The following is a 26,220-nucleotide window of genomic DNA, read 5'->3' on the forward strand; positions in this document are numbered from 1 at the left end:
TCAAGTGTTCTGCTGGGCAACGTGGTCAATGATAGCGTCGCGCACCCGCGGCAAGTCTTCGTACCGGCGCGGGTAATCGAGATGAAAGTAGATCGGAAGCGCCGCCAGCCGCACCATCTCCTCGAAGTGCCAGGCCAGCATCTGCCGCTCCTCGATGTCGAGCAGAAACGAGGTTTTTACCAGCGCCATGAGCGCCTCGGCGGGGGGCACTGGCGTGATGCTAAGCGTCGTTGCGCTGCCGTCGCCTAAAAAGTAGACGCGACGCAGCGGACGCGCCTGGTCGCAAAAGGCGATGTGGTCGCCCGCCAGCAGCCGCGCTTTTGGCGTGTAGTCAACCGGTGCGGCGTGCTCGGCGTCATGTACGTTCAGTGCCTCCTGGCTATCCTGCCACAGACGTATTGACGGGTGGCTTGGTGTGGCAAAGCACAGCCCGTCGTGCCACTCGATCTGCAATCCGTCGTCGGTCAGGAATCGGTAGCCCGCCGTCGCAAAGCTCGCCGCCAGCGTGGATTTTCCGCGTCCCGATGCCCCGCTGAAGGCGACACCGAAGCCGCCCAGCTCTACGGCGCTGGCGTGCAGCACCAATCGGCCCTGACGGCTGAGCGCCAGCGGCAAGACCTGATTGAGGTAGAGATGATCGAGGGTGCCCGCTGAGACGTCCGGTACGGGGCAGGCGACGACCGACCGTCCGTCGTGCGCCACATGGAAGTCGGCCAGATCGGGAAATCGCAGCAGGTAATCGCGTCCACGGCGATGAAATGCAGTCCAGGTCGCGCCGTCCGCCAAGTCCCAGGTGTGAAAGGGTTTGTCGGCGAGCGGCGGTTGAGGGCTTGGCGACAAGGTTTGCAGCGCGATGTTCAACAGGTGTCTCGCCGCAATACGGACGTCACAAAGCGGACGATTTCGTCGCGCGAGGGAAACAGGTTTGGATGATTGAGCAACACGGCCTCCTGCACCTGCGCAACGCTGCGCTGCCCGTCGCAGTAAGACAGCACGCAGTTGCGCGCTTTCCCCGATGCGCTGAGTTGCGGCACGTGATCCGGTTGATTCCGCGAGAATTGCGCGCGGCCGATGATCTCGCCTCGCCAGGTGGACTGACTGAATTGTCGTCCCGACAGCGGATCGCTGACCGTCCAGGCGATCAGATTGTCGGCGGGGCGGGCCATCACGGAGACGTCTAGCATGCTGCCGGCGCGCACGGCGATCGCTTCATCAATGGGCAGAAAGGCCTGTGCCCGCCGGATCGACTGTTCCGCCAACGGCGAATTGGTCATGCTGACGCCTGGCGCCAATTCACACTCGAACCAGCCTGCGAGGCCATGGAGCATGCCGTCGCGTTGCACCGTCAATTGTGCCTGCCACGAGAAGAAATCCGGGTTGTCGAGTCGGAAATCGATCTCACCCAGCGTGGCCCCCGTCGACAACAGGTCGCCCGGCTGCAAATCGATATGGTGCGACGCATTGACGCTGTGTTCGCGAATCCAACGTAGCTCGGCGGGAATCTCAGGCGCAGCCCAGGAATCGGCAAGGGATCTGCACTTTTCCGACTCGACGGCGGCGACGCACACGGTGACTTGTTGGGGAATCAGCCGTCCGCCAGGATTCAAAAAGCGCTTGCGCGCGTCGGCCATCATCGCGGCAATACCGTAGTCGAACCCAAAGCAGCCGACGTGATCGCAAATAACAATGTCTGCCGGCTCGGGGAGAAGCGTCTGAAACGTGCTGCGGTCAAAGAAAGTTGCTTTCTTCGCCCAGCCCGCGCGCGCATAGGATTCCCGGGCCAGTTCGATGGCTGGAGAGGAATCGATCAGGTCAACGTGAGACGCGCCGGCCTGCAGGCAGAGCAAACCCAACACCCCAGTGCCGCACCCGGCGTCAACGACACGATCACCGGGGTTCAACACGGCCCCGATCGCACTCCGATAGCGATCCAGCCGGTGCGGAAGTGAAAGATAATGCAGGTGCTCCTCAAGCACTCCTGGCATGACCGTGCGAACCTGCGACAGAGTTAGTGCAGGCTACGCTGCGCTTGGGTGATGCCGAGCACTGCGTAGTTGACGCGCCGGTAGCCGTCGGCATGCATGACGACGGCTTCGGGCACGATAGTTTCGACTTCATCCGCCATGACGCCAAATTGCCGGCCTTCAACGCCAAAACCTGCCTTGTAGTCGAAGAGGTATAAGCCAAAGCCTGACGGGTGTGTACCGATGCGAACACAGTTCGTCTTGCACGCAGGGTCCGACTACCGCATGGGCATACCACTGTTTCCATCCGCATTGCCTGACGAATCACTACCATGCGTAAACTGGTGAACTGCACCGAAGACCGTCAAAAGCGGCGGCACATAGATCGCCTTGGGTGATGTGAGTACCGACTCGTGTGGATTCGAATTATTCAATTTCACAGCGTCCATTTGGCTCCCTCGGAATATTTCAGCTAGTCGGCGCAGAATACCATAAACTTTCTCGCTAACCGAATCAAAGCTACCTACGACGATCAGACTAATCGCAAACGACGGTGTCCAGCCCGAAAAGCGTCCATGCAACCCATCCACCTCTGAAATCGTGACTGCCCATGCTGAACGCTTGGCCAACGATGTCGCCGAATTCTTGCGCCTCCACCCAGCCTGGTCGCGCAGGAAGAATGTCATCGGCCAATAGCGACAACAGTTCCGGCCAGTAGCGTCGGAAGGTGACACTAAATTCAGCTTTTGTCTGACGCTGCAGCACTTTTTCAGGCAGCACGTGAGCCATGCCCTGGCGGTGTAGCCATCTGTCTTCATTGCCGCGCATATTCAAATGGGCCGGTCTGGAAAACGCACACTGAACGATTTCCTTGTTCCAGAACGGCAGGCGTAGCTCAAGTCCAGCACGGGACGTGCGTCGCTCCGAGACTTCGCGTGCGAGTATGTTGTACGGTTGCGGCAGGTGGCGCAATAGTTCTCGCTGGCCAATTCGCCTGCAGATCGGCGCCGATTCGCCAACAAATTTTTTTCTGCGTCGATCAAGTCTGCACGCCATATCTGCCGCGAGCCAACGCTTGGAACTCTTGCCTGCTCGGTTCACTGCCAAGTGGAAGAGTTTGCGCAACGCGAGTCTAAGCGGGGACGGCAGCGAGGGCGATACGCCCTCAAGTAGCAGCCACCGTAACATCGAGCATGGCCCTGCAGCTCGTGCGTCGCGCAGCATCAAAGCAAGCAGATCGCGCGCTTGCCAGCCGGCGATGGCCTCGGCATAGTAGATATGGCTTCCTCCAGTCCACTCATCGCCTCCGACGCCGCTGAACAGCGCCCGGCTATTGCTAGCGCGAGCGAGATCGACGATGGCCTCACCCATGGCGCCATTGGGGTAGTCAGGAAACTCCCGATACCATCTGGCGTTGTCCCGATACCAGTGCAGCGGTTTATGCGCAGGTACAACCTCGTGAACGTGCCGGCCAAGAAACGCCCCCACCGCGCGGGCGTAGTCCATCTCGTCGGCCGCTGGGTCGCCACTGAAATCCAGCGTATAGCCTTCAACACCAGGCGCAGGCAGTTGCGCTCGTTGCCGCAGAGTCTCGGCAACGGCGAATATTGCGGAGGAGTCCAGACCGCCGCTGACCTCGCACGCTACCGGGTGGGTGGAGCGCGACATGCGGCGTACCACGTCGAAGAACAATGCGCGATAGTGTTCGATGTACTCATCGTCGTTACGGCACGGTAGGGTGTGCTGCAAGTCAGGATGCCAGTAGCGCCGCTGATGAAGTGATTGCCCCCCACCTACTTCAAGCGAATGCGAGGGTTTGAGCCGCATCACGGACTGCCAAAGTGTCTCGTCCAGCGAATGCCACTCCGTCGCCAAATACTCCGCTGCTACATCCAGATTCAATCGTTCGGGTACCCATGGTAACGGCAGAATCGCACGCAACTCGGACGAAAAGACGAACGACTGCCCATTCCAGTGGTAGTTGAAGGGTTTGTTCCCGGCAGGGTCACGCGCGCAGAACGCTCTTTGCCGGCGCGCGTCCCAAATGACGAACGCAAAGTCGCCGTCGATGTGCTGCACGCAGTCGCTGGCCCAAACCTCATACGCACGCAGCACCAGTTCGGCGTCCGCCCGAGTGCGCAGCGTTACGCCGTTTGACAGGAGCGTTTGTCTTAGTTCTTCCCAGTTGTCTACGCGCCCGTCCATGACGAGCACGAGACTCTCGTCCTCGTTGGACAGCGGCTGGGTTTCCTCCAGCGATTCCGGCGTGGTGCGCAGCATGCATTGCCCGAGCGCCACATTGCCGCGCCGCCAGTGATTTGTGCCATCCGGCCCGCGGTAGGGCATGGCGGCGGTCATGGCTTCCACTTGGCCCGGCTCGACCGGGCGGCCATCGAAATGGATGATACCGGCGATGCCGCTCATGACGCGCGAAACGCGGTGACTGAAGGCAGCCGGCCGAAGGGCTTGAAATCAGCGGCGATGTCGGCGCGGTCGTTCAGCGGTCGTCCTTCGTGTTCAACCCAGGCATGCGCCCGCAGGATGCCCGAGCCGATGTTGACGCCGATGCGCAGTTCCGTGCGCACCCCGCGCCGTTGCAGCAACCATTCCAGCAGCAGCGAGCGTGTCAGGCAGGTGGCCGGAAACGGCGTGTGGCTGGCTGCCATGGTGACGGCGGCAGCGCATGATTGAATCTCGTCCGCCGTCATGGCAGCCGAATTGTCTTTTCTGTCGGTTGCCTGATGCAGCAGGCGCTGAAAGCGCGGCAGCCCCAGTGTGCGCAGACCGACCCAGAACAGTGGCAGCCATAGCCACGCGGCCACCAGTGCTCGCTTTTGTGCGTTGCGCAGCCGAATGAATCTGGCCAAGCGCGAGGGGTGGCTCGTGTCAACTGGCGCAGGCGTTTCGGAGGTCACCGACACAGGCTCGTTCACGCGGGCTGGGAGAGGATCGGGGACGCTGAGGTCGGCGGACGCTCTCGGTACGCCAGCTCGGGAATCTCGAACACGCGCGCCCAGTTGCTGGCGCGAACCCGTTCCTTCATTCCGGCGGGGACGAAATGGAAGAACAACAGGTCGCACCGGGCGGCGGCACTGCGCGCTGGCATCGCGTCCCGGTAGTGCCACTGGCTGCTGCCGGAGAAGACGATGGCTTGTCCAGGCGACATCGTGTAGGGCTTGAAGTTGGCGGCCGGCGAGAGCTTGATGAAATGTTCCCAGTCGTCGCGATGCCACGGCCCCAGACCGGCCTCGTCGGTAACTTCCGGCCAGGCTTGTACGTCGCTGATCCAGATGGGCCACGGCTCGCTCTGATCGATGCAAACGTCGAGCGTCCATTTCGCTTCAGGTGAGTCCATGTGCACCGGGCATACGCCGGAAGCGGTGTAGAGGCTCAGGAAGTTGTAGCCGGGTTCGACCGCTTCGCCCACCGTTGCGCTCATCAGCGCGGTCAATTGCTGCTGAAGCTCTGTGAAATAGGGGTGATCGTGAACGATGAACCGTTTGAATTGCCGCGCCTCGTGCAATTCAAAGTCGGCAGGCTGCAGAGCTCTTACAGTGCTGCGAATTTTCTCCAGCGTGCTGTCATCAAATACCTTGTCGAGCGTCTTGACGGAAAACCCGGAAGAGGTTCGCAACGGACGCATGGCCTCCTCAAAGGCATCCAGTGCCAAAGGTTTCACGTCGCGAATGATCTGTTTGGCCAGCGTGTATTTCTGCAGCCAGATGGAGTCGTACCACGGATAAATACGGCTGCTCGCCGGGCGCGTGGTCATCGCCGTTTTCCGATCGTCGAACTAAACGTAGTCATTTGTCGTCGCAGCTTTGTGGATTTGATCTCTGTATTCACTCGGGGCGATGTATTGTGAACTGCAGGAACGACTGCCCGTGAATCGCCTGCTTTCGCGAGCAAGCCCCACCCACAAACAATCAAATATTTCGCTTGCGGTTCGATAGCAAGTAGACGTCAATTAAACACGGGTTGGCAATTGCGCGTCAACGTTTCGCTTCGTACGGGCCGTTCGCCAAATGTGTTCCCGCTTCATCGTGCTGATGCAAGGATAGCTTGCTACTTCATCTGAAGTGTCTTCAGCAGCTCCGGGAAGATCTTGGGCGTGCCGGCCACGATGGCGCCGCTGTCCATGTAGGTGTCCTCGCCGTCGATGCCGGTGACCAATCCACCGGCTTCGAGGATCAAGAGCGCACCGGCAGCCATGTCCCACTGATTCAGCTTCATCTCCCAGAAGCCGTCGTAGAAGCCCGCTGCTACATAGGCAAGGTCAAGCGCCGCCGATCCGGGGCGGCGCAGGCCGGCGGTCTTCGGCATCAGGTTTTTGAACTGGGTGACGTACTCGTCGAATGCGGCACCATCGCGGAACGGGAACCCGGTGCCGATCAGGGCGTCGCGCATCTTGGTGGTCTTGGAAACCCGGATGCGACGGTTGTTCAGGAAGGCGCCAGAGCCGCGAGTGGCGGTGAACAGGTCGTTGCGGTTGGGGTCGTAAATCACCGCTTGCGTCAGCTTGCCTTCGACCTGCAGTGCGATCGAGACGCAGTAAGTCGGCATGCCGTGCAGGAAGTTGGTCGTGCCGTCGAGCGGGTCGATGATCCAGATGTGATCGCTATTCGCATTACCGCGGGTCGACCCGCTGCCTTCTTCGGCGATGATGCCGTGGCTCGGGTAGGCGCCAAGCAGCGTATCTACAATCGCCGCTTCCGCATTGCGGTCAATCTCGCTGACAAAATCGCCCGGCCCTTTGCTGTCGACAGTGAGGCGGTCGAGGTTACGGGCGCCGTACTGAATGATCTCGGCGGCTTCGCGGGCGGCCTTGACCGCCGTATTGAGCATCGGGTGCATGAGGAATCGACTGAAAATGGAAAGAGCATGAGCCGAGTCGCAGCAGCAACCCCGGAAGCGGTCACTCCCGACGCCAGCGCCGCCGCAAACGCGGTGGAATCCCGTGATTTTAGTGCGCAGGACGTATCAGACGCGCCTGCGTTGTTGGCGAACGGCGTTGACGCACTGTCGCGCATTGCGGTGGTGCTATCGCACACATCGCATCCGGGCAACATCGGTGCCGCAGCGCGCGCCATGAAAACAATGGGGCTGAGCGATCTGCGGTTGGTGAATCCGGACGTATTTCCCAGCGAAATCGCCACGGCGCGAGCGTCCGGTGCGTCCGATTTGCTGCAGTCGGCCCAGGTGTTCACCAGCCTCAAGGACGCCATCGCCGATTGCGTTCATGTGGTCGGCAGCTCCGCTCGCGGCCGCGACTTCGTCGGCGAGGTCAGCGATGCCCGGAGTGCCGCTGGCGCGCTGGTGCGCCACACCGGGCAGGGCAAAGTCGCCATGGTCTTTGGCTGCGAGATGAGTGGCCTGACCAACGCTGAGGTGGCGCTGTGCCAGACGCTGGCGTTTATCCCGGCCAACCCGGCTTATTCTTCGCTCAATCTGGGCAGCGCCGTGCAGGTGTTTGCCTACGAGCTGCGCGTCGCGGCCGGCGAAACAACCGGTTTTTCTGCGCCGCAGTTTCAGCTGGCGACGCAGGGCGAAATCGAAGCGATGTTCACCCATATGGAAACGGCGCTTACCGACGTCGGCTTCTGTAATCCCGACAACCCGAAACGCCTGTTTCCGCGTCTAAAGCGCCTGTTCAATCGGACCAGGCTTGAGCGCGAGGAGGTGGATATTTTTCGCGGGATTTTTCGGGCGATGCAAGCCCGTCCACCTCAGCGTCGGTTATGACTCACGCGGCGGCTAAGCCATATGTTCGGGCGATGGCCGACGATAGGGGACAAGCCAGCCAAAACGCTTGGCAAATCGGAGTGCCACTTATCGGCCCGCTGCAGCAGCTACTAGAGGTCTCTTCTAGTTGCAAAACCAGCGAGCACGCACGCTGTCCATGCTACGGACGGAATGTGAGACGGAAAGTCATACCAGGCGTGGATTGCGTACGACAAGCAACCGAGAGCGCAGGCAGCGGCAAGCGGCGGGCGCGACAGGCGCTGGCAACTGCGCGCGAGCAGGTATTTTCCCGCAATCAAGCCGCTGAGAGCCAGCAACGCGATGACTATAACTCCGACTGCGCCGAGCTCGAACAAGACCTGCGCGTAGTCGTTGTGTGCGAATTCGACGTATCCGGTAATGTCTGGTGGCTGAACGCGTTGGAACGCAATCGAATAGCTGCCCAGACCCGCACCGACGGGAAAAAGCTCTTTCGCTGCCTCCCAAGTGGTGCGGTACATCAAATGGCGGCCAGCCATGCTGCTCAAAAAGTCAGGACTTTCGATGGATCGCCACAGCACCCCAAGGCCGGATCCAGCAGCCATCAGCATGGCAAGGCCAAGCGACAGGGCCAGCGCGATGCGCGACCTGGTTGATCGGCTGTGATACACGCAAAGGATCGTGGCAAGCATCGCAGACACCGCCGCGGCGGCCACGCCCGCTCGTGACTGGCTACAGACCAGTGCCGCAGCAACAACGGCCGTCGCGAACATCCACCATCCGTTTGCGAGCGACGCACCGTTTCCTCGCATTGACGACGGGGTACCTAACCAGCCTGCACTTCGAAAAATGAGAAGCGGCAGGAGCATTCCGAGTAGGGTCGCGAAGTGATTCTTGTTCACGAAGGTTCCAGAGGCACGATGGCCACCGACGGCAGTCCCAAAGGCCATAAAAGACGGCGACCCGAATGCAAACTGCAACAATCCCAAGGCGGCTTGCACGATTGCAACAAACGTCAGGAATCGCAGGAACTGCTCGGCCAATTTCGCCGGCAACAGGTGGGCTACGGCGAAAGCGGCAACCGCTGCGATGGCTGTCAGCGTGGCGATTGCGGCCCGTCGTGGGTCAATCGCGAGTGCGAAGTCACCGCCAAGTGAGGGAGCGAGCGCGAGCCAATCGGTCACAATTTTGTACGAGTCACGCCCAGGGAGCGCGGTCCACAGGGCAGCAGGCAATCGTATCTGCCCTAACAATCCGGCGACTGCGATCAACAGCAATGCGACAAGCGCAAGCACTGCCGAGACCTCGATTTTCAGCGATCCAGCGCGATAAGCGGTAACTGCAAGCAGTCCAAGGACGAGTGAAGCCAAAAAACCGCCCACAGCAACGATCGCGTCGTCATTGCCGCCGCGATACCACACACTGCAAACAAAAAGCCCCAGCAGAACTGCCAGGGCTTTCGATAGGCCAGGACTTACGGCGTGCAACACCGAGCGTTGCGATCCTGAGGTTTCGGTCAGTTTGGACTGGAGTTTCGGCCGTTACGGTACAACAGATAACCGCCTACCCCCACTGCGCCAGCGATTATCGGCGCGGAGAAAGAACCGGCTGTCGCCGTAACCGCCGATGCACCAAGCGCGGTCGCCGGTGCAGCACCAGTGACGGCAGCAAGTAACCCTGCGCAGCTGCGCGGCAGTTCGGCGTCAATGCGCTCGTTTTCCTTAAGTTGCACGTTACAGCCACAATCAAAGGCCACGGTGACCGAGGCTTTTGAGGTCGTCGTGATTCGCACGCCGTTCGGCACGCGCTGGCCGGAAACTGCCGAAGCCATACCCGCCTTATCACTGACGAGCACGTTTCCCTGAACTTCACGCAGTTCAGCAACCGTATCGCGACTTGCGCTACCAGTTCCCTCGCAGGTGGACTGCTGACCTGCTGCAAGCTGCGAAGCAACCATGACGAGTGCGCCAACGACCAAGCCACTACATTTCGCGAATTTGCTCATAATCGATTCCAGCCTTGAGAGGTGTATAGAAGCGAGTATAAACCGAGCCGAGTCCCATGGCAAGGCCATGTGTTCGCTGCTCCGCTTCCCATTGCCATCGACGCGCCGTGCGGTTCCGACTAGGAGAGGTGACCGCAACGCGTGGCTCGGACACGCAGCATCGCCCCTACTTGACGCGGCTGATAGCGACCTTATCAACGTAGACCGTGCCACGGATTCCCTCAAGGCCGGAAAGCCGTGTGAGCGGTTCGAAGGTCAGCGCTTGCCCGCCACATCGATTGCTTACGGCAAAGTTCGAAGTTCGCCTAACCCAATTCGTTCCTGCGGTCTGTCGCTGATCGGCTGGTCCGAGAAGATTATCCGTCGCGCCGATGCAGCGCAGGAAAAACCCTGGCGCAGCAGAAGCCGCAAAGTTCTCGTCAAGTGCCTCGTACGTGAACTGATACTGTCCAGGAGGCAGTACCAGGGTCTGCTTTGCTGGCACGCCCTTAATCGGGCGGCCGGTGAAGCGAACTTCAAGTGCTTTGTTTCTAGTTGAAGATCCGGCGGCTGTAGCAATTTGCGCCGCAAAGCCGTCTCGAAATTCGCCACCGCTGTCAATCGTCCAGTCGAACACGCTACCGGAGAGCGGCGTCTCGAAATCACCATTGAAGACAAAGTCGACCCGTCGTTGCGTCTGCGTGACAAAAAGCAGCCGCAGCTGGTAGGCCGAATCAATCTGACCGCGTCCAAGCAGGTAGCCTTCAACGCACAGCAACGCGTCTTGCGACACAGGGGTGTCGCCTCCCGCTGCCAGCAGAATTCGAAGTGAGTTCGTCTGACCAGTTCTTGCATCTCGCCGGCACAAATGCTCCACGTATCCACTGACGCCCGACCATTTGCTGCTAACGGCTAAACCAACAACCTGAGTCCACACCTCGTCGCCGATGTGTTCGTCTAGTGCCGCGAAAGTGTGACCATTGCCCTGCAAAACCGTAGAAAGCGTCTTGATCGATGCAAACGCGTCGGTCGCGTTACCCTCACGTAGCATGGACCGGATTGCAGCGTCCAGCATCAAAGGATCCGTCGGGGCAAGACGTTGCCCAATTCGAAGTGTCGCCAAAACGTCCATTGAACCGCCGGGAAGTTGTGCCAGTTCCTGGGCGCGAGCCAGATAGCCAGCCGCATCGAATGGAGTCTCGCGAATGTAGCTCGCGGCGTCACTGGGAATCGCTTGCAATGCTTTTGGAATGACTGCGAGCGGAATCAATGCGGGGGCGACGAACAGGGTTATCAGCGTTGCGATGAAGACAGGAGACCGTCCGCTGCGGGCAGAGTTGTCGTTGACCCCGAGTGACACTTCACTTTTCGGCATAAGTTGCCAAACGGTCGATGTATAGGCCGTCGCGCTCTTTCGATACCTCAATCTCAAGAAAAACTCGAGATACATCAGTTTTGTTCGGACCAGTCACCGTGGTGACGGTAGCCAGTCCAGAGGTAAGCACGCGGTTCTCAAAACGACGGTGTTTCAGCTGGCCGAGCCTAAGACCACGCGCCGATGTCTCACGAAACACCCGGTCATATTGAGCGACAAGTTGACCACGACCAGGCATCCGCGGCGAAAAGAGGCGGGACAGCGTTGTGGTGGACCCGGATTCAAACGCGCTGATGAACTTCAGAAGCATGTCGTCGACGTCCAGCGCGGATGGGGATTCCTTCCCATCGCCCGGTACGCGCACCAGAGCGATGTTGTCGACTGATCCGCTGGGTGCTTCGCGCGCAGTCACTGCGGTCGCATTCTCCACAGTGGGCGCCAACATTGACCGCGACAGTGTCGCGACTGGAGGCGAGGAGGGGGGCGACGTCGCAATAATGCTTTCCGCGGGAGTTGCCAAAGGAACCACTGACTCGACTGCGGGAGCAGATCTGCTCGATCGGACGCTGGCCGGTTGTGTGTTCAATTTTTGCGGCGTGTCTCCGGCGGCTCGTGCTCGCGATTCGCGTAAATCCGTGGACAGCTTGCTTGCTACGTTCGTCCAGACTTCACCGACTCCCTGTTGCTGCGCAGCGGAAATTCCACCTCCCGTTTCTGATTGAGTGCTTTCAGATGGTGCTGCCGGCGGCAGCGCGCCCAGCTCGCTGGACAACGCAATCGCGGGACGCGCTTCGACTAGGCGCTCCTGTTGTTCAGGCGCGATGGCTATGACTAGCCAGGCGATTGCACCGATCGCGAGCAAAACGCCAATCCAGAGAAGGCTGCCTCTGGGCGCTCTCAGTCGTGCCTTCGCCATCGAGTTGGTCGTAGCCGCAGAACTTGCAAGAGTCTGTCGTTCGTCTGGTTGCGAGCGCACGGAGGGCGACGAGGTGCTGATCGTCAGCTTCTCGGCTTTCAGCTCGGCATCGAGCTTAGCGCGAGCGACGTTATTGCAGAGCAGCGAATAAGCGGTGTTGACGCGACTTGCAGCATCTTCCGGAAAGCCCACTGGCCTAACGTCCGGATGTACCAGTGCGATCATTCGTCGATAGGCGTTGCGTATTTCTGCGTTGCCGGCGTCTTGTGCAACGCACAGCAACTCGTAACTGTTGGCGGCTGGCCGAAAGCAAACACTGGCGATGACATACTGGGCGGCGCGCCGCCTCGATTGAATTCGCTCGGCAGAAACCTCCGAATCGTTCAGCGACCAATCGTACTTGTCACTTGCGATGGCAACGATGGTCGCAAGGACGCTGTCGCCCACCAACGATATGCCAGACAGATCAGACGGCGACGCGAGGGCGATGCGATCCAGGGCCGCGAGAAGAGTCTTGGGCTGATCCAGCACCATATTCAAGCGTCAGCAAGCGCAGCGCTGAACGGACGTATTGCTGAAGCGATAGCGGCATGGAGTGGCAACCGTCGTTGCGGTTGCATGCCGCCTGATGACGAATCAGCCGGGTGCATACGCCGTGAGCTCCTAGACCTTTCCCAACTTGGGCGCGTTGGGGTTGTCGCCGTAGTAATAGTAATTCGAGTCGTACCCGTACAACGACGAGCTGCTGGGTAGCTTCGTCAGAATCGCACCCAACGGATGCGTTCCTGTCTGATGCAGGCGCTTCAGAGCATTGCGAATGCTTGTCTTGCGGGTGCGCCCGCACTCGATCACAAAGAGACAGGCATCGACCTGTTTGCACAGTACGACAGCATCGGCGATCCCAAGAACGGGCGGAGCATCGACAACGATGTGATCGAAAGTCGAGCTGCCCGGGGCCAAGAGCTTGCTCAAATTGTCGCCCGAGAGCAGTTCGGCCGGATTTGGAGGCAACGGGCCAGCGCTGATGAAATACAAGCCGCTGTGAGCGGTGAGCCTGGTGATCTTCAGAGGATCAAGCGAGCTTGAGAGCAAGTTCGACAAGCCTTCGCTGTGATCCTGCCCCAACACCTTGTGCAAGGCGGGGTTGCGCATGTCGGCGTCCACTAATAAAACTTTCTTGCCGAGTTGCGACAGTGCCAGAGCGATTGAGAACGCACTCGTCGACTTTCCTTCGCCCTTCGCGCAGCTGGTAACAGCGAGAGTTCGCGGGGCGCCGCGCGATGTGGAAAACTGCAACGCGGTCCGCAGCGATCGATAGGCTTCGGCAAGCGCGGAGCGAGGATCCTCCGCTACCTGACTGGTGATCGCCATGCCCGAACGTGTCGATGCTTTGGGGACGACTCCAACCAGCGTCAGTCCGGTAAAGCGCTCAACCTCATCTGGAAACTTGATCGAATCGTCGAGATGCTCCAGCAAAAATGCCAAGCCGAGACCAATCATCAGGCCCAACGCGAGTCCGATCATAGCGTTCCGAAGGACATCAGGCTTGAACGGAAAGAGTGGCGTGTCAGCCTTGTCGACGACCGAAATGTTGTTAGTGCCTACGCCCGCAGCGACGCCGACTTCCTTGAAGCGTTGCAAGAGGCCGTTGTAAATCTCGCGATTCGTGTCGACATCACGTTTCAGGATGTTGTAGCGAATGCCCTGATTCTGCAGTTCCAGCACGTTTCGCTTTGCGGAATCTGCACGTGCGCGCAACTGTGATTCCTGGATGCGCGCCGCGTCGAAAGCAGCCTTCGCCGACGTCTCAATGGAGTTTGAAACTAACGCAATTTCCGCCTTGATTTTCTTGTCGAGCTCGTCAATCTGAGACTGCAGCTGCTGCATTTTGGGAAAGCCCGGTTTGAAAACCTTGAGCTGTTCCTGGTAATCTGTCTCGAGTTTTGCCTTGCTGTCCCGCAGGGATGAGACAGACTTATTCTCCAGTACTTCCCGCGAATTGGCTAAGTTTCGCTTTGTTTCGGAGTACGTCGCCTCCGCCTTGATTCGATCCTGCTCCGCCCGGGACAGCGCAGCATTAAATTCCTGAAGGCTTTGAGCAACCAAATTGGTTTTGTCATCAACATTAACAATCTGCTTTTGACGTGTGTATTCATTCAGCTGGCGCTCTGATTCCTCCAGTTTTTCCTTGGTCGCCGCAAGTTGCTGTTGCAGGAAGGTCTTGGCGTAGGATGACGCGTCCACCCGGCGTTCAAGATTTGACGCGATGAACGATTCGGCCCAGGTGTTGGCAATTTTTGCTGCAAGGGCAGGGTCGCTGCCATCCGCATTGATTTTCACCAGACGTGCGTTTCGAACCGGCTCTATGCTTACGGCCCCCCTCAGCGAGCCGATCACCGACTCTCGATCGAGAATGTTCAAGTCGCGAACGGCGGGCTCACGACGCTTGCGCATCGTGGCCAAAATACGGTCGAGAAGGCCGTCGCTCGCAAGCACTTCGTCGCCCGCCGGGTTTTCCTTGCTGCGTGAAGGACGTTTTCGGTCCAGGTCCAGCCTGAGCGATTCCATGACACGCTCCGCCAGCGCCTTACTCTTTAGCAGTTCGTATTGCGTGGCCAGAAATTCACGTTCGTCGTAAGCGAATTGATCGCTGTTCGTGCCGTCCTTGAAGTCAACGACGCGGGCAGCGTTGCGCTCAATCTGGATGGTGGTGGTCGCGCGATAAATCGGTGTTTGCAGCAACGTGTAGAACGTGGCGAGCACCAACACCAGCAGCGACGCTGAGACGATCCACCACTTGCGTTTGAGAATGATGCGAAGTAAATCCCGCAAATGAAGGGAATCGTCGATTTCTTCGGTATGCGTGCCCGAAACATGGGTCGATAGCGCCGTCGTTTGGCGAACTACGACGCCTGTTCCTGACGGACGTGCTGGATCAATAGGCGTGGCTGTATTCAAGGTGTTGCACTACGTGTTTCGTCAGTAAAAGCGGCCAAATCTTTATCGCAAGAAAGAAAACGGATTAAGCGTTTGCAGTATGTCGCCAAACAGTGAGTCTTTGACCGCAGCCCGCGCCTTGGATCTCTTGACAACAACGAGGTCATCGTTAGCGATGAACGGGTCGGCGATTTCCCCGCTGCGGATTTTTTCCATGTCGAACGACAGCGTTTGACGCTCGCCGGTCGGTAACAAGCGAAAAAGCATGACGTCACTCATATCACTAAGCGGACCTTGCCCGCCAGCAACTGCCAGCGCGCGCAGCAAGGTAATTTGCCCGGAAAGGGGGTACAAACCAGGTTTGTTAACGGCGCCTTCGATGGTGAAGCGCAGCGTTGTAAATTCCTTGATGAAAACGGTGACCTGAGGGTCTTGAAGGAATTTCTCGCTCAAACGGTCCGAGATATTCTTCTCAAGCTGTTGCGCGGTCAGGCCGACGGCGTCGACACCCCCAATCAGGGGCAAGCTGATCTTTCCCTGAAGGTTTACCCTAACCGTGCGAGCCAAGTCCGGCTGGCCCCAAACTTGAACTTCCAATAAGTCTTGTGGGCCAACCTTGTATTCTGCTTCAGGCGCCGTCGGGTTCAGGAGGCGCGGCGACGCTGCACCAGCTTGAGTCGGGGCAACAGAGGTTTGACCAAATACCGCCGATTGCAACATTACCGAAGCGATCAGCGCTACCCAATGCCGAAAAATCGCCCAAGGCTGCTCTTGCTCCATCAAAGTACCTCCAACATCTCGCCGGATCATTTGCCAATCCAGCGCAGAAGTTTACCTTTCAAGGTGCCCACCGGAGAGATTGCCCGCCCCGCGTCCGACATGGCGGGCGGCGGGTGGACAGTTCCCGCGGGAGAATTGTTCAGAATAGCGAGCGGGCGATCGTAGACGCAGCGCTTCGCCTCGTCACTGCCGACCAGTTGCGCGGCGCGAAGGCGCGCCTGGCTCAAGCGCGGGGCACGCCGTTGAGTTGTGTGGGCGTCGCTCGCAATAACTGCCGTCCAACCGTCCCCGGTCAGACGCTCGGCGAGCATCTGTGCGCGTTTTCCGAATGTTCCTAGTAGCGCACCGGCCGTAATCTGCAGCCAACAGCCGCTGCGGGCTAGCTGGAGAAAGTCCGTGTAATGCTCGTCAGCCCAGGTTAGGCGCTCAGGATGAGTAATCACAGGGACAAACCCCCGGGCTTGCAGAGCAAACACAGACTCCAAGAATCTCGGTGGGCGCACAGTATGCGCGGGCTCCAGGAGCACGTAGCGGCTACCGCCGAGCGTCGGAATCCGTCCGGTGCTCAAGCCTTCCAGCACCTCTGGCACCAGATGCACGTCCGCGCCGAAGTTGATGGACAGTTTGATGTTCTGATCACCCAAAACCAGTCTCAGGGCATCAACGCGACGTTTTATGTCTGGCCCACGGTTGTCATAAAGTCCCGGGTAGATGTGCGGCGTACAGAATATGGTCGAAATTCCGTCGTCAACCGCAATCCGCGCCATTTCTAGCGTGGTGTCCAAGTTGGGCGAACCATCGTCAATACCCGGCAGAAGGTGACAATGCAAATCAATCATTTCGAGCGGCAATACAGGGGCATCGGTCAACGTGGTGCGGCAAGATGTCTCCAGTCTACCCTGCGTCCGCAGTTGATGTACCAAACTTCCGTCGCGACTAGCCCCGCGCACACCTGCCTGCATCAGGTAGGGGCGCGCGCGTTGAGCTACGCCCTATGCTGACGCGCGCCATCAAAAAGGCCATCGCGCACGCGCGTCTTGTGCCGCGTGCGTTCGCGCTGGTCTGGTCCGCTTCACCCGCGCTCACGCTCGCTACCATTTCGCTGCTGGTAATACAGGGCGTCTTGCCTGCGTTAGTTGTTTGGCTGAGCAGGGACGTCATCGACGCGGTCGTGGCCTTGCTGCGGTCCGGGGTTACGGATGTGGTGGCACAGGAGTCATGGCGCAGTGCCTTTGCTTTGTCTGCGTCGATGGCGGCGCTCCTGTTGGGTATCGAGATTTTCCGCGCAGCTTACGATTGGGTACGAGCGGCGCACGGGCGCTACGTGGCTGCGGCGGTCTCCGACCTGATTCACGCCCAGTCCATTTGTCTTGACTTGGCGTTTTACGACTCTGCAGAACACTTTGATCGCCTTCACCGTGCGCGAGACGATGCGCAATATCGCCCGCTGCTGCTTATCGAGAACCTGGGCAGCCTCGTACAGCACGGTATTACGTTGATAGCCTTATCCGTGCTCCTGCTGCCCTACGGCTTGCTGCTGTCGGTGGCTCTGGTGGTCAGCACGCTACCGGCACTGTTGCTCGTGCTCTGGTACGCGGCAGGCCAACATCGATTGCACCGGTCGATCACCACACGAGAGCGAAGTAGTTGGTATGCGACGTGGTTGATGACGAGCAACGAACCTGCAGCCGAGATTCGTATTCTGGGTCTTGGGCCCCAGTTGCGCCGGGCGTTTATGCGAATCAGGTCGGCGGTAAATCACCAATATATCGGTCTGGAAACTCGTAAGGCGCTAGGGGATATGCTCGCCAGCGGATGTGCCGTCGCCGTCGCTGGCTTGTGCTTGCTTTGGATGCTCTCGCGCGTAGCTCGGGGGAGCGCAACTTTAGGTGACGTTGCGCTTTTCTATCAAGCCTTTAGTCAAGGGCAAAAGCTAATGAGGACGCTACTCAGTAACCTTGGCCAAACGTATCAGAACTTACTCTTTCTGGGAAACCTATTCGAGTATCTGGACCTGAAACCGGCGATTCGGACGACGCCAGTATCGACTGAAGCGCAGCATGTGTCGGACAGTGTCCTGTCCCACACAGTCGAAAGTAGCCAACCGACCGCGTTAAGCGTTCGTTTCGAAAACGTTTTCTTCCGCTACGAAGGGAGTGATCGCAATTCGTTGAATGGGCTCTCCATGGACATCCCTGCAGGTCAGATTGTGGCTGTAGTTGGAACCAACGGCGCCGGCAAGAGCACGCTCCTCAAATTGCTCTGCAGGCTGTACGACGTGCAAGGCGGCAGCGTGATGGTGGACGACCGAGACGTTCGCGACTGGCCGTTGGAAAAACTGCGTGAAAGCATGTCAGTCCTCATGCAGTCGCCGACTCAATACAACGCAACAGTCGCTGAAAACGTTGCCGTCGGGGCGCTACAAACAGCCCAAGGCGCGGCCGCGCACGCAGCTACGTCGGCGAGCCGTCCTGAGCCGATGATACTGGAAGCCTCAATTGCCGACGGTCAACTCGCAGCGGCGATTGCGGCAGCGGGCGCCACGGCTTTGGTGAGTCGCCTGCCGGATGGCACAAACACCATGCTCGGCCGCTGGTTCGCCGGCGGCGTGAATCTAAGCGGCGGTGAAACGCAACGCATTGCACTTGCGCGTGCCTTTGTCCGACCAGCGCCTATTTTGATCCTTGACGAACCAACAAGCGCCATGGACCCCTGGGCGGACGCGGACTGGATGCAACGTTTTCGGGCCTTGGCGGCCGGTAGAACTGTACTGCTAATTACGCACCGCCTGGCTACAGCGAGACAGGCACATTGCATTTACGTAATGCAACACGGAAAAGTCGTGGAAGCGGGCAGCCACGATGCCCTGCTTGAGCATGGAGGCGCCTATGCCCAGTCGTGGCGACACCAGTACGGCTAGGAGTCTGCCCGTCGCCCGGGGGTACGAAAAGTCAGGCAGATTTGTTGCATTCCGGCGGCGCGCGGGCGACCGAGCGCCGCGCCGCCAAGAAATGGCAAAAAAGCTCGCGGGGTCAGGTCAGGGACAAGACGCCTTGACGATCCCGACACCGCAAGGCACAAATACTACGTAGCACTCCGAGGTCAACCATCAGTGTTGGCGACCGCCATGAACCGATGGTTACGGCCGCTTCGTCGGGCCTTAAATATGCCCACTAGCGCACGAACGGCGTCTTGTGGCGTATCGTGCAGTGCGAGCGTGAAGCCGAATTGAACAATCAATGGCCAGGCATGAAGTCGGGTCGGCAAATCTCGCTCGAGCCACCAGTGTATGTACGCACGGCGCAGGACGCCGGGCCGTAGCCGTTGCTCGAATTCGCCGGGCACCTCATGGGCCAGCGGGTGCAGCAGTTGAAACCATTTCAGTACAGCCCATCCAGCACCGCGTGTCCCGCATCTTTCGAGTTGCGTGGCAACCGCATTCCAGTCGATGGGTTGGTCGCGTACGACCAGCAAAAAATCGTGAACACGCACCAGTCGCATCGAGGGCGACGAAACATACTTGGTGAACGCAGGATGCAGCAGCATTATTAACGCGGCATCGCTGGGGGCGAGCGTCCAAATATTCGCCATACGCTGGCGTCGTGAGAGCAAATCCGCAGTAATGTCGGTCCGTAGTCGACCCGGACGAACGATATGCCAGTGCAAATCAATCTCAATGCCACGCCTAAGCATGATGAGTTCATGACTAACGGTGGCGCTGTCGGGTTGGGGCTCAAATCCGGCGTCCATCAATGCGCTAATGGCCGAATCGTTATCCTCCGCTGCAATGAGAACGTCCACGTCTGCCGGGTCGCGTAGCGTCGGATCGCGGTAAATCCATTCCCTAATGTGCGCGCCTTTGAACACCGCGTAGCGAATACCGGCAACCTGGAAGGCGTGATCCAGTTCGGACAATGCTGCGCAATGCAAAAGATACTTCGCGACGGCTGCGGTCCGCACAGCAGCCAATGGATCGTTGCGGGCGGGCGACTCACCTACGACAGCGCGTCGAACGTCAGTGCCACACGGGATAGCGCTCCAAAGTGGCGCCAAACCCTGACGGATCAGATATTGGTCACCGAGTTGTGACCGGACGATATCCGGTGATGAATCGTCATCAACGTCCCCGTGAGCACGATCAACGGGAATCAGTGTCGCCAGTGCCAGCCTCGCGGCAGCAGTCGGTGAGAGGGGCTTCAATTTGGGTGAGTGGTAGCGAATATTGGCGCGCCCGGGCGAATTCCTGTTGTCATGCCGCTTGGGTAGCCCGGTGTTGACTGGCTCCGCGACGAATCAGCCCCTTACGGAGTCGAATATCAATTGCCTTTAACTGCAAATGACTCAAGCGTGGCGCCATTTGCGATCGCGGTTTTCAACCAGCCTGGCTGCAAGCCACGGCCGGTCCAGGCGTTCCCCGCTCCGTCTTGATATTTCACCGGTATCTTATTTCGTTTCGGCGGATTGCGACGCTTCGACTTGCCGTCCGCGGCCCGGCCGAAACCTAGTTCGGCAGGCTTAATGTCGAAGGTATTAATCAACTCGATGATGGAACGTATAGCGGCGCTTCGTTCGGAATCCCAAAGCGCAGCCGCCTGTCGCTGCAAATCGACAATTTGCTGCTGTATTTTTTGATACTCAGTCATACGATGAACTCCGGGAAACGAAAAAAGTAAGAAGTGGGGCAGGCGTAGAAATCTGGCGGTATAGGCCGTAATATTCGACTGTAAGTGCTTTGGTTGCAATTCGAGTAATCAAATCTCGTTCACTAAACCTTGGCGCTCTATGGGATGGGCTATTTTGTTTGGTGCGGAGCGGTTTGGCGCGTTGATGGATGTGTCGAATAGAAGTATATCAGTTTCGTGGCATCATAGTCTGCGCAATATTATCGTTATCTTGACATTAAGAAATCACACGGGCTGCCGAAATTGATGTTTGGCGGGGCGGAATGCCTTGAATACTAAAGCGACCATTTGCCAGTCACGTCATGCGGCGGCGGAGGTACGCGGCTTCGAGGTGTTTCTGGAGACCGGTTTTATCTTGTATTCGAGCATTTGCGATGACCTGAAATTACGGAAGGTTCCCGCCGGTATGCTGGCCAGCGCAGCCATCAACACTACGAGTATGAGTAGTACGTGATTCATCTCGCAACCAGTATGATTGAGTCGCCCGACGAACTACATTCCCTTACGCGATTCAGAGCCCCCTAATGCGTCAATACAACCCTTCTCAGCGCATCCTGGTTACCGGCGGAGCCGGCTTTTTGGGCAGCCATCTATGCGAAAGGCTGATTGCACGGGGGCATGACGTGCTTTGTGTTGACAATTTCTTCACGGGCACCAAGCAAAACGTGGCCCATTTGCTCGGGAACCCGCACTTTGAGCTGATGCGGCACGACGTCACGTTTCCTTTGTTTGTTGAGGTCGACCAGATTTACAACCTCGCGTGCCCGGCCAGCCCCGTGCACTATCAGCACGATCCGGTGCAGACCACGAAGACAAGCGTTCATGGAGCGATCAATATGCTCGGGCTTGCCAAGCGCTTGGGGGCGAAGATTTTTCAGGCATCTACCAGCGAGGTGTACGGCGATCCGTCAGTGCATCCGCAACCCGAGGCTTACTGGGGCCATGTCAACCCGATTGGTCTGCGCAGTTGCTACGACGAGGGCAAGCGCTGCGCCGAGACGCTGTTCTTTGACTACCATCGCCAGCATCAATTGCAGATCAAGGTGGCCCGCATTTTCAACACCTATGGCCCGCGCATGCACCCTAACGATGGGCGCGTGGTTAGTAATTTCATCGTGCAGGCGCTGAAAGGGGAGGACATCACCATCTACGGTGATGGGCAGCAAACACGCAGCTTCTGCTACGTCAGCGATCTCATTGACGGGATACTACGCCTGATGGCCACGGGGGCGGATTTCACCGGGCCGGTCAATCTGGGCAATCCGGACGAATTCACCATGCGGCAACTGGCCGAGCTGGTCATTCAGATCACCGGCAGCCGGTCGCAGCTCGTGTTCCGTCCATTGCCTGCAGACGACCCACGCCAGCGGCGACCCGACATCCGGCTGGCTACGGATCGTCTCGGGTGGTCGCCGAGTGTGGCGTTACGCGACGGACTGCAATTGACCGTTGCCTACTTTGATCGCCTGCTTGCGTGCGCCTCGATCACCCCTGATGAAGCGCACAGCGGGTAGCGGCGAGCCTGCACCGCATGAGGTGCCAACTGGTGCAGCGATCAGTGCGTTGGGGTAACACTGAAAGCGATCCCTGCAATTGGGGTATCGCGCCGCCGCAGAGCCGCTGCCCGCGCGGCGGCGCCCGCGCTACACGCGCACGCGTCGCGAGTACCAGTACTGCAGGAAATCCCACCCGTTGCAAGTGGGTGCCGATCGAGGGCAGAACGGTCCGCGTCGTGGGACGCGGTGCGATTGCTCGCGCTTTGCGGGGCACCGGGCGGTCGCGCCGCTGTCACGCATCCTACGTTGCAGGCGTCGAGATCGGGTGCCTATAATGGGAGTAACCTAACACGGGGATGGCCTACTTCGGTCCTCTTGCACGCAACTTCATGACGCGAACCGGTCACTTTCAGGCCCTACCGACGTACCGGTCAGTGCCCCTCCGCAAGCCTGATCCTGAAGTTATGATGTTCGCGCCCGACGCCCCGCACTGGGGCGTCCCGGTGCCTGCTGAATATCGCGGTTACATCGCCGTTACTGCGCGATAAGCGATGCACGCGCAGCAATCACGCATAGCACATTCGCGCCTGCGAAGTACGGCCAGTCGTATCTTGATCGAAGTCAAGACACAGGCAGCAGCAGTAGCGAAACTACGGTGTGCCGTTACCGCGCAGTCAGCCACCACCGGCGGCTGCGGCGGCGGAGGACGTGTGCAGCGTGGCCCTGACAGAGAACACTCATGTGCGGCATAGCGGGCATCTATGCCTACAGCGCGTCAGCGCCGTCGGTTGACCGCGCGGAGGTGCGCAGCATCCGGGATCACATGGCCTCGCGCGGGCCGGATGGCCAGGGCGAATGGTTCTCCGACGACGGCCGCCTGGCCCTGGGCCATCGTCGCCTGGCCATCATCGACGTGAGCGAACGCGGCGCGCAGCCCATGCAGAGCGCCGACGGCCAGCTGGTCATCACCTTCAACGGCGAGATCTACAACTACCGCGAGCTCCGCCGCCAGCTGGAGCGCCTGGGCCACGTCTTCCGTTCAGACTCCGACACCGAGGTCCTGCTCCACCTGTACCAGGCCAAAGGCACGGGCATGCTGCAAGACCTGCGCGGCATGTATGCCTTTGCGTTGTGGGACGCGCACAAACAAGCCCTGCTGCTCGCGCGCGACCCGTTCGGCATCAAACCGCTGTACTACACGCCCACCCACACCGGCGCAACCCGCAGCAACGGCACCCTGCGCTTCGCCTCCCAGGTCAAGGCCTTGCTGGCCGGCGGCCACGCCGACACCGCGCCCGAGCCCGCCGGGCACGCCGGTTTCTTTTTGTGGGGCAGCGTGCCGGCCCCGTTCACCCTGTATCGCGGCATCCGCGCGCTGCCGGCCGGGCACTGCCTGTGGGTGGGCGCGCAGGGCGCCGCCGAGCCCCAGCCCTTCAGCCGCATCACCGACATCCTGGCCCACGCCGCCGCCAACCCGGCCCAGGGCAGCGTGGGCGACGCGCTGGACGCCATTGGCGCGGCCGTGCGCAGCAGCATCGCCGCACACCACGTGGCCGACGTGCCCGTGGGCATGTTCCTCTCGGCCGGCATCGATTCAGCGTTGATTACCGCGCTCTCCAGCGCGCATGGCGAGCGCCCGCACACGCTGACGCTGGCCTTTGCCGAATATGTGGGCACACCCAACGACGAATCGCCCCTGGCCGAGCAGCTGGCCGCCCAGCTGGGCACGCGCCACGCCGCGGTGATGGTGCGTAAGGAAGACTTCATCGAGCAGCGCGAGCAGCTGCTGGCCGCCATGGACCAGCCCAGCATCGACGGCGTGAACACCTGGTTCGTCTCGCAGGCGGCCACCTTGCAGGGCATCAATGTGGCGCTGTCAGGCCTGGGGGGCGACGAGCTGTTTGCCTCGTACCCCAGCTTTGCCGATCTGCCGCGCATCCGCAACCTGGCGCGCCCGTTTTCGCGCTGGCCCGGCCTCAGCAAAGGCCGGCGCCAGTTGTCGCTGCCTTTGCTGATCCGTATTACATCGCCCAAATACGCCGGTCTGGTGGCAAGTTCATCTAATTCCTGCGGGACTAGGTGTCGGCACATTCCATGCCGTACCGCGACATCCGCGCTCTGCTGGGCGGGCGTTTCAGGATTGAACTTGCCGATTCGTGCTCTTACTGCTCGGGCGTTGCCAACATGAGCCCTGAAAACAAGAAAGAGGGCAACAGCTACGGGCAGATTCTTAAGTCGTCGTCCCTCATAGGCGGGGCGCAGGGCATCAGCTACGTCTTAGCTATGGTAAGGGTCAAACTGGTGGCCGTGCTTCTCGGTCCGTCTGGTGTGGGACTGGTTGGGCTTTACACCACAATTACGAGCCTCATAAGCACCATCTCCAATCTTGGCCTCGAAACCAGCGGGGTGCGCGAGGTGGCTGGGGCACATCACAGCGGTAATCAGGCACTTATGGCCAGTACCGTCAAGACCTTATTCCGCTTCTGCTGGGTAGTTGGCCTGTTGGGCTGGTTGCTTACTGCCGTATTTTCCTATCCGCTAAGTATCTGGATTTTTGAATCGTCTGAGCGGGCGTTGGCCATTTTCCTGCTGGGCGCAACAGTTTTCCTTGGCGCGGTGAACGGTGGTCGAACCGCGCTGATACAGGGGACTCGCCACATTGGAGACCTTGCACGCTTGAACGTTTTGGGGGCCGTCGCCAGTACCGTGGTGGCTGTAGGGCTTTATGCGTGGCTTGGCGAGCAGGGGATCCTTCCTGTACTCATCATCACCGCCGCTATCAACCTCGGCTTCGCCAGTTGGTTTGCGCACCGCATTAGAGTGGTACGCATTACGCAGACTTGGTCGGAAACGCTAAGGCAATCAAGGCGCCTGATGGGTATAGGGGCAGCCTTCATGTTTGGCGGAGTCACAGCGGCTGTTGTCGCCCTTGGGATTCGTGCCGTCATTGTTCGCAATTTGGGACTAGAGGCGGGCGGTGTATATCAAGCTGCAATGGCCCTATCAGGCATATTTGGGAATTTTATTTTGGCGGCAATGGGTGCCGATTTCAATCCAAGATTGTCAGCCTCCATTGATGACAAAATTAAAGCGGTAAAGCTTGTGAATGAGCAGGTTGAAATTGGCTTGCTAATCGCGCTTCCAGGTATGCTCGCGACTTTATTTTTTTCCACATGGCTAATGAAAATATTCTATTCCTCGGCGTTTCTGGCAGGAGCGGAATTACTTCCGTGGCTAATAATAGGTGTCTTTCTGCATATGATTAGTGCGCCATTAAGTTATATTCTGGTGGCAAAAGGGTCTTGGCAACCATATGTCATTCTTGTAACCGGTTTTCATTTGTTATTTTCTTTATTTAGCTTCATTTTACTGCCTTATTTTGGCTTGAATGGGATTGTAATAACAAATACAGTTCTATTCACCGTTTATCTTCTGGCCTTACAAATAGTGGTGAGAAATTTAATTGATTTCAAGTGGACGAAAAATACTAAGAAACTAATTCTTCTAAGTGGATTTTGGATGACTTTTGGGTTATTTGTTCGGTGGATTTCTCCAAAAGAATGGATCGAGATTGTAGGTTTTATTGTAATTATTGGCGTGGGAGTTTTTTCGTTGCGTGGAGTTGCTCTTCGACTGGGGAAGAATCATCGTGCAGTATCTTTTTTATATCAATCAAGAGTGTGGAAATTTCTATGCGGATTGTAAAATTCATTTCGGCTAAAATGAAAAAATTCACGGATTTGATTGAGATCTGGAAGTCAATCGTATTTCAGACCAATAGGGGTCGATGGGCGAAAGTTGCCGTGAGTGGTATGCCGTCCTGGGATTCAAGAAATAGAATAATTGGCACTTATATTTTGCCTGGAAGCAGTGTTATAGACTTAGGGTGCGGCGCCCAAACACTTAAGAAACATATTGCAACCGATTGTATTTACCAACCCTGTGATTTGATAAAAAGTACGCCAGATGTAATAGTGTGCGATTTTAACAAAGGTGATTATCCAAATGTCGGGAAGAAATTCGATTATGTAGTTTGTAGCGGAGTTCTTGAGTACATAAGAGACTCAAAGATGTTTTTGAAAAAAATATGGTCACTTGGGGATACGGTGATATTGTCATACAATCCTAGGATTCTTGGCGTTTCAGTGATTTCTCGCATGACTAATAATTGGATTAATCATTACTCAAGAAGCGAATTGGAGGCTTTGTTTGTTGAGCTTGGTGTAAATTGGTATTTGAAAAATAAATCTCAGAATGAAGAATTAATCTACTTGCTAAAAAAATAAATTGGTGATCTAGGAAATAAATTTTCGCAGTCACAATCTGTAGGTATTTGAATTCTTCTTACCAAATTTTAAGTGCTGT

Annotated in this window: 22 protein-coding genes; 6 read left to right on the forward strand and 16 right to left on the reverse strand. The window is 58.1% G+C overall.

The window, feature by feature from the left end; genetic code table 11:
- From FKL89_RS08010 to FKL89_RS08035, 7 genes are all read right to left on the reverse strand, one after another.
- Positions 1–840: a hypothetical protein gene (locus FKL89_RS08010; RefSeq protein ID WP_156862261.1), complete on the reverse strand. Its 840-nt coding sequence runs from the start codon at positions 838–840 to the stop codon at positions 1–3.
- A gap of 17 nt (positions 841–857) precedes the next feature.
- Positions 858–1,985, reverse strand: coding sequence for a methyltransferase (locus FKL89_RS08015; protein WP_156862262.1), 1,128 nt, complete (start codon positions 1,983–1,985; stop codon positions 858–860).
- Positions 1,986–2,008: 23 nt separating this feature from the next.
- Complete coding sequence (locus FKL89_RS20555; RefSeq protein WP_420361143.1) at positions 2,009–2,209, reverse strand: tail fiber domain-containing protein; 201 nt, start codon at positions 2,207–2,209, stop codon at positions 2,009–2,011.
- 292 nt (positions 2,210–2,501) lie between these two features.
- Complete coding sequence (asnB, locus tag FKL89_RS08020) at positions 2,502–4,388, reverse strand: asparagine synthase (glutamine-hydrolyzing) (RefSeq protein WP_156862263.1); 1,887 nt, start codon at positions 4,386–4,388, stop codon at positions 2,502–2,504.
- Positions 4,385–4,831 carry a lasso peptide biosynthesis B2 protein gene (locus FKL89_RS20170; RefSeq protein ID WP_162527444.1) on the reverse strand — a complete coding sequence of 149 codons (447 nt, stop codon included), beginning with the start codon at positions 4,829–4,831 and terminating at the stop codon, positions 4,385–4,387. The genes asnB (FKL89_RS08020) and FKL89_RS20170 overlap by 4 nt, the downstream gene beginning before the upstream one ends.
- Positions 4,832–4,893: 62 nt before the next feature.
- Positions 4,894–5,736: a hypothetical protein gene (locus FKL89_RS20175; RefSeq protein ID WP_162527445.1), complete on the reverse strand. Its 843-nt coding sequence runs from the start codon at positions 5,734–5,736 to the stop codon at positions 4,894–4,896.
- Positions 5,737–6,029: 293 nt separating this feature from the next.
- Positions 6,030–6,818: an inositol monophosphatase family protein gene (locus tag FKL89_RS08035; RefSeq protein ID WP_156862266.1), complete on the reverse strand. Its 789-nt coding sequence runs from the start codon at positions 6,816–6,818 to the stop codon at positions 6,030–6,032.
- 27 nt (positions 6,819–6,845) lie between these two features.
- Here FKL89_RS08035 and FKL89_RS08040 point away from each other — a divergent pair, with 27 nt between their 5' ends.
- Positions 6,846–7,706 (forward strand): RNA methyltransferase, encoded by an 861-nt coding sequence (locus FKL89_RS08040; RefSeq protein ID WP_156862267.1) that lies wholly within the window; start codon positions 6,846–6,848, stop codon positions 7,704–7,706.
- A gap of 110 nt (positions 7,707–7,816) precedes the next feature.
- On the opposite strand, the gene FKL89_RS08045 is transcribed toward FKL89_RS08040, so the two are convergent.
- From FKL89_RS08045 to FKL89_RS08075, 7 genes are all read right to left on the reverse strand, one after another.
- Positions 7,817–9,175, reverse strand: a complete 1,359-nt coding sequence (locus FKL89_RS08045; RefSeq protein ID WP_156862268.1) for an O-antigen ligase family protein — start codon at positions 9,173–9,175, stop codon at positions 7,817–7,819.
- 26 nt (positions 9,176–9,201) lie between these two features.
- Complete coding sequence (locus FKL89_RS08050) at positions 9,202–9,690, reverse strand: hypothetical protein (protein WP_156862269.1); 489 nt, start codon at positions 9,688–9,690, stop codon at positions 9,202–9,204.
- A gap of 166 nt (positions 9,691–9,856) precedes the next feature.
- The gene (locus FKL89_RS08055; protein ID WP_156862270.1) at positions 9,857–11,119 is read right to left on the reverse strand and encodes a hypothetical protein; all 1,263 of its coding nucleotides are present in this window, start codon (positions 11,117–11,119) and stop codon (positions 9,857–9,859) included.
- Entirely contained in the window at positions 11,031–12,494 is a 1,464-nt protein-coding gene (locus FKL89_RS08060; RefSeq protein ID WP_238363585.1) for a J domain-containing protein, read from the reverse strand. Before FKL89_RS08060 ends, FKL89_RS08055 begins: the two co-directional genes overlap by 89 nt.
- 129 nt (positions 12,495–12,623) lie before the next feature.
- Positions 12,624–14,918 carry a GumC family protein gene (locus FKL89_RS08065; RefSeq protein WP_156862272.1) on the reverse strand — a complete coding sequence of 765 codons (2,295 nt, stop codon included), beginning with the start codon at positions 14,916–14,918 and terminating at the stop codon, positions 12,624–12,626.
- Between the two features lie 42 nt (positions 14,919–14,960).
- Positions 14,961–15,677 (reverse strand): polysaccharide biosynthesis/export family protein, encoded by a 717-nt coding sequence (locus FKL89_RS08070; RefSeq protein ID WP_162527446.1) that lies wholly within the window; start codon positions 15,675–15,677, stop codon positions 14,961–14,963.
- Between the two features lie 26 nt (positions 15,678–15,703).
- Positions 15,704–16,546, reverse strand: a complete 843-nt coding sequence (locus FKL89_RS08075; protein WP_238363541.1) for a tyrosine-protein phosphatase — start codon at positions 16,544–16,546, stop codon at positions 15,704–15,706.
- Positions 16,547–16,671: 125 nt separating this feature from the next.
- Here FKL89_RS08075 and FKL89_RS08080 point away from each other — a divergent pair, with 125 nt between their 5' ends.
- Positions 16,672–18,597: an ABC transporter ATP-binding protein gene (locus tag FKL89_RS08080; protein WP_156862274.1), complete on the forward strand. Its 1,926-nt coding sequence runs from the start codon at positions 16,672–16,674 to the stop codon at positions 18,595–18,597.
- A gap of 182 nt (positions 18,598–18,779) precedes the next feature.
- On the opposite strand, the gene FKL89_RS08085 is transcribed toward FKL89_RS08080, so the two are convergent.
- Together FKL89_RS08085 and FKL89_RS08090 are read right to left on the reverse strand one after the other, a co-directional pair.
- Complete coding sequence (locus tag FKL89_RS08085; protein WP_162527447.1) at positions 18,780–19,877, reverse strand: nucleotidyltransferase family protein; 1,098 nt, start codon at positions 19,875–19,877, stop codon at positions 18,780–18,782.
- Between the two features lie 116 nt (positions 19,878–19,993).
- Positions 19,994–20,320 (reverse strand): H-NS histone family protein, encoded by a 327-nt coding sequence (locus FKL89_RS08090; protein ID WP_156862276.1) that lies wholly within the window; start codon positions 20,318–20,320, stop codon positions 19,994–19,996.
- A gap of 563 nt (positions 20,321–20,883) precedes the next feature.
- On the opposite strand from FKL89_RS08090, the gene FKL89_RS08095 reads away from it, so the two are divergent.
- The 4 genes from FKL89_RS08095 to FKL89_RS08110 all read left to right on the forward strand — a co-directional run bounded on the left by FKL89_RS08095 (position 20,884) and on the right by FKL89_RS08110 (position 26,141).
- Positions 20,884–21,873, forward strand: a complete 990-nt coding sequence (locus FKL89_RS08095) for a UDP-glucuronic acid decarboxylase family protein (RefSeq protein WP_156862277.1) — start codon at positions 20,884–20,886, stop codon at positions 21,871–21,873.
- A 721-nt stretch (positions 21,874–22,594) separates the two neighbouring features.
- Positions 22,595–24,043 (forward strand): asparagine synthase (glutamine-hydrolyzing), encoded by a 1,449-nt coding sequence (asnB, locus tag FKL89_RS08100; protein ID WP_156862278.1) that lies wholly within the window; start codon positions 22,595–22,597, stop codon positions 24,041–24,043.
- On the forward strand, positions 23,950–25,560 hold the full coding sequence (locus tag FKL89_RS08105) for an O-antigen translocase (protein ID WP_156862279.1): 1,611 nt from the start codon (positions 23,950–23,952) through the stop codon (positions 25,558–25,560). Before asnB (FKL89_RS08100) ends, FKL89_RS08105 begins: the two co-directional genes overlap by 94 nt.
- 17 nt (positions 25,561–25,577) lie before the next feature.
- The gene (locus FKL89_RS08110) at positions 25,578–26,141 is read left to right on the forward strand and encodes a class I SAM-dependent methyltransferase (protein ID WP_162527448.1); all 564 of its coding nucleotides are present in this window, start codon (positions 25,578–25,580) and stop codon (positions 26,139–26,141) included.
- Positions 26,142–26,220 lie beyond the last annotated feature (79 nt).

The organism is Casimicrobium huifangae, assembly GCF_009746125.1.
Taxonomy (GTDB): Bacteria; Pseudomonadota; Gammaproteobacteria; order Burkholderiales; family Casimicrobiaceae; genus Casimicrobium; species Casimicrobium huifangae.

Bases quoted from the DNA above. Each gene is read 5' to 3' on its own strand.
- FKL89_RS08015 (WP_156862262.1), bottom strand. From the start codon at position 1,985: ATGCCAGGAGTGCTTGAGGAGCACCTGCATTATCTTTCACTTCCGCAC.
- asnB (WP_156862263.1), bottom strand. From the start codon at position 4,388: ATGAGCGGCATCGCCGGTATCATCCATTTCGATGGCCGCCCGGTCGAG.
- FKL89_RS20175 (WP_162527445.1), bottom strand. From the start codon at position 5,736: ATGACCACGCGCCCGGCGAGCAGCCGTATTTATCCGTGGTACGACTCC.
- FKL89_RS08035 (WP_156862266.1), bottom strand. From the start codon at position 6,818: ATGCACCCGATGCTCAATACGGCGGTCAAGGCCGCCCGCGAAGCCGCC.
- FKL89_RS08040 (WP_156862267.1), top strand. From the start codon at position 6,846: ATGAGCCGAGTCGCAGCAGCAACCCCGGAAGCGGTCACTCCCGACGCC.
- FKL89_RS08050 (WP_156862269.1), bottom strand. From the start codon at position 9,690: ATGAGCAAATTCGCGAAATGTAGTGGCTTGGTCGTTGGCGCACTCGTC.
- FKL89_RS08055 (WP_156862270.1), bottom strand. From the start codon at position 11,119: ATGTATCTCGAGTTTTTCTTGAGATTGAGGTATCGAAAGAGCGCGACG.
- FKL89_RS08060 (WP_238363585.1), bottom strand. From the start codon at position 12,494: ATGGTGCTGGATCAGCCCAAGACTCTTCTCGCGGCCCTGGATCGCATC.
- FKL89_RS08070 (WP_162527446.1), bottom strand. From the start codon at position 15,677: ATGGAGCAAGAGCAGCCTTGGGCGATTTTTCGGCATTGGGTAGCGCTG.
- FKL89_RS08080 (WP_156862274.1), top strand. From the start codon at position 16,672: ATGCTGACGCGCGCCATCAAAAAGGCCATCGCGCACGCGCGTCTTGTG.
- FKL89_RS08090 (WP_156862276.1), bottom strand. From the start codon at position 20,320: ATGACTGAGTATCAAAAAATACAGCAGCAAATTGTCGATTTGCAGCGA.
- FKL89_RS08095 (WP_156862277.1), top strand. From the start codon at position 20,884: ATGCGTCAATACAACCCTTCTCAGCGCATCCTGGTTACCGGCGGAGCC.
- asnB (WP_156862278.1), top strand. From the start codon at position 22,595: ATGTGCGGCATAGCGGGCATCTATGCCTACAGCGCGTCAGCGCCGTCG.
- FKL89_RS08105 (WP_156862279.1), top strand. From the start codon at position 23,950: ATGCCGTACCGCGACATCCGCGCTCTGCTGGGCGGGCGTTTCAGGATT.
- FKL89_RS08110 (WP_162527448.1), top strand. From the start codon at position 25,578: ATGAAAAAATTCACGGATTTGATTGAGATCTGGAAGTCAATCGTATTT.